Raw genomic sequence first — 3,327 nt, forward strand, 5'->3', positions numbered from 1 at the left:
GGCGTTAGAACACTCAAAAAATTGTCAAATAAAAATAAGGAAATAACATGCTAGGTAATGCTTTAAAAAAATGTGATGAACAATTAAATACACTTGCTTGTTGCAAGACTGATGAAACACCATGTAATTGTGTATCTTCATTAAGTGAGGATTATACTACTCGAGCAGATTCATATGATTGCTTAAAAAAAATGAATACCTACGTTTTGAGGTATGGCCCTGCATATATGAGTGAAATATACCACTATTTAGTCGAATCTGATTTTAAACGATTATTTGTAAAAGATGAATTAACGATTGCATCTTTAGGTTGTGGTTTTTCACCCGATTATTATGCAATTGAGGAATATATATCAACTTATAAGCCAGAAGCAAAAATTAAATATGAAGGAGTTGATAATAGCACGTACTGGAGTACCGCGCGTCCAACTAACGTTAATTGTACATATCAATCACTGGATCTAACTAAGCCGTTTATCTTTAATAATGCAGATGTTGTCATTATTAGTAAAGTGTTTTCAACACTTTACCGCAATAATAGTCATACGGAGTTTTTGAAGAATTTAAAGTCATCGATTGAAACAAGTCTCGCTAAAGGTAGCATCGTAATTTTCATTGATATAAACAATAACACGATGGGAAGGGATGTGTTTCATAACCATGTAGCTTCATATTTACCTGATTGTAAGCAATATTACTTTGATGGTTATAGCGGCTATGGGTGGCAGAAGATTGCTAATAATTATATAATTTGTGAAGTACCAGATGGGCTGTCAGTTCATAGCTTGAATGGGACTGGAAAAACAGTAATATTTGAATATAGGAAGTAATTGTGATTATTAGCGCAAGCAGAAGAACCGATATTCCTGCATTTTACCACCGTTGGTTTATGAATCGAATTCGTGATGGATTTCTTTTAACAAGAAATCCATATAATGCTAATCAAGTTCGAAGAGTATCTTTACTTCCTGAAGATGTAGATGCCATTGTATTTTGGACAAGAAATGCAGATAAATTGATAAAGTATTTACCTGAATTAAATAGCTATAACTATTATTTTCAATATACAATTACAGGCTATCCGAAAGAAATTGAAAAGCATTTGCCCAGTACTTATAAATCGATCGAAACATTTATTAGGTTAAGTGACATAGTTGGTCCAGAAAGGGTTATTTGGCGATATGATCCTATTTTGATTTCAGATATTACTTCGATAAATGAGCATAAAAGGAAGTTTGCAAAAATTGCAAATCTTCTGCGAGGTAAAACTAAAAAAGTTGTTATCAGTTTTGCCGATCTATATCAAAAAACAGAAAAAAATCTTAATTCTATATCTGGATTAAAATATCATGATATTTTAGCTCATAGAGAAGAGTTGTTGGACTTATGTACATACATGGTGGGTGTTTGTAAGATTAATCAATTAGATATTGAAACTTGTGCAGAAGAATTAGAACTTCAACATATAGGTATAAAGCAGGGTAAGTGTATTGATGATGAATTATTAAATAAGGTTTTTAATCTAGATTTATCATCTATAAAAGATTCAGGTCAAAGAACTGAATGCGGTTGTATAAAAAGTATTGATATTGGTCAATATAATACATGTCTTCATGGGTGCTCTTATTGTTATGCAACGTTTAGTGAAGCTATGGTTAAAAAAAATAAACTTAAACATGATCCAGACAGTCCTTTTTTATTAGGAGGTATTGATGGAGTAGATAAGAATTTATTGATAGAGCCTATTTTCCAACAATCGCTATTTTGAATGGCACATAGTGTTCTAACAATTGCATCAACACGATTTACTACACTCGGCATCTCAGGTTGTCGGGTGTTTCTCGTTTTAAGGCGTCAATTTTAAGTATGATTGCTTGGTAGTAAACGTGTTATGCAGGCGTTAAATGTATTAAGAGGTTAATTTGAAATTTAAAGATAGATTATTTGATGGGTTGAAATTGTCAATTGGACGGCATTGGTCTTATCAGAAGCTAATTAATAATGTTAAACCGGAGTATTTGTTTACGGTTTCTATAGCAGATGAAGTAACGAAAGGTTTTTATCAGCAAAGTGGTTTAGATTTAATCATAGAGCTTGAAAAACCAACAAAAGAGATATCTTTTGAAATTAGATCAAACAAAACTAACTTAAAACAAATGTTTAAACAAAAAAGGGAAGTATTAAAGCGTAAAAATAAGATTGGAGGTAAAGCTGATATTTTTATTACTAATGATTTAAATAAAGATAGTTTTTTAATTGAACTGAAAGGTTTTGATCCTTCAGCAGCGGAGTTTAAAAAAGATATAAAAAGGTTTAAAGATACTTTTAAACTTTATAATGGAAATACAACAATTCGCGAATGTGCTTTAGTATTTCCTACTAAGACAGATCAAAGTGATTGGGTAATAAAGAATTTAGTAAAGTGTGCATTACCTAGAAATTTGTTGATTGATTTTGAATGTCGTCTTATAAAAACAGGTGAGGATCCTGAAGATGGAATGCCTGCATTTTATGGTAACGTTATAATTATAAAGCGTTATACACCGCCAAATCTTATTGTGAGTTGTTTGTCATACATTTAACAAATGCATCAACACGATTTACTACACTCGGCATCTCAGGTTGTCGGGTGTTTCTCGTTTTAAGGTGTCAATTTTAAGTATAATTGCATAGTAGTAAACGTGTTATGCAGGCGTTATAACCTAGTTGAGATAGTTCTCAAATACACTTAAATATTAATAGGTTAAATGGTAATTTAGCTAGAATAGATTTCATACGATAGATTGTAGCTATTTAGTAATCATTGAATAAAAAAGGACTTTGAAAATGACAACTCTTCAAAAAATTGCAATTGGACTTGGCTCTGGTTTACTTGTTGGCTCTGTTTCAACGGTGTTACCTAGCTTACAATTTTGGTGTTTTGTCATTGGATTAACTTTAATCAATTACGTTATTGTTACGAAGAAAAAATAAAGCAAATAAGTAATTGTTATCGGTGCCAAAGAAAATGACTGCTGGAAATAAGATGATCAAGTTCGTGATTATAATGTTGAAGGTAAGCAGTTACGGTTTCAGTAACATTATCAGATGGTTATAACAAATGCATCAACACGATTTGCTACATTCGGCATTCTAGGTTTCTTTTGGTTTACCGTATTAAGTGGTAAATTTAGGCTTAATCTGCATAGTAGCAAACGTGTTATGCAGGCGTTATATTTTTTATTGAAACTTGCGTCATGATGCGCAATGCGCTACACTCTTCGTATGATTAAAACATTTAAGCACAAAGGTCTTAAAAAGTTTTTTGAGACTGGCAGTAAAGCGGGC

4 protein-coding genes are annotated in these 3,327 nt (G+C 31.7%); all 4 read left to right on the forward strand.

What is annotated here, in order from left to right; genetic code table 11:
* Positions 1-47 precede the first annotated feature (47 nt).
* The 4 genes from PVK70_RS18500 (at position 48) to PVK70_RS18515 (ending at position 2,973) form a co-directional block, all read left to right on the forward strand.
* The gene (locus PVK70_RS18500; RefSeq protein WP_130049451.1) at positions 48-830 is read left to right on the forward strand and encodes a hypothetical protein; all 783 of its coding nucleotides are present in this window, start codon (positions 48-50) and stop codon (positions 828-830) included.
* Between the two features lie 2 nt (positions 831-832).
* Entirely contained in the window at positions 833-1,768 is a 936-nt protein-coding gene (locus PVK70_RS18505; RefSeq protein WP_130049450.1) for a DUF1848 domain-containing protein, read from the forward strand.
* A gap of 154 nt (positions 1,769-1,922) precedes the next feature.
* The gene (locus PVK70_RS18510; RefSeq protein WP_045103988.1) at positions 1,923-2,582 is read left to right on the forward strand and encodes a hypothetical protein; all 660 of its coding nucleotides are present in this window, start codon (positions 1,923-1,925) and stop codon (positions 2,580-2,582) included.
* A gap of 244 nt (positions 2,583-2,826) precedes the next feature.
* On the forward strand, positions 2,827-2,973 hold the full coding sequence (locus tag PVK70_RS18515; protein ID WP_017019179.1) for a hypothetical protein: 147 nt from the start codon (positions 2,827-2,829) through the stop codon (positions 2,971-2,973).
* Positions 2,974-3,327 lie beyond the last annotated feature (354 nt).

Origin of the sequence: Aliivibrio sp. A6, from assembly GCF_028765505.1 — a bacterium.
Lineage (GTDB): Bacteria > Pseudomonadota > Gammaproteobacteria > Enterobacterales > Vibrionaceae > Aliivibrio > Aliivibrio finisterrensis_A.

Excerpts from the sequence above, each read along its gene's own strand:
- PVK70_RS18500 (WP_130049451.1), top strand. The coding sequence starts at position 48 with ATGCTAGGTAATGCTTTAAAAAAATGTGATGAACAATTAAATACACTT.
- PVK70_RS18515 (WP_017019179.1), top strand. The coding sequence starts at position 2,827 with ATGACAACTCTTCAAAAAATTGCAATTGGACTTGGCTCTGGTTTACTT.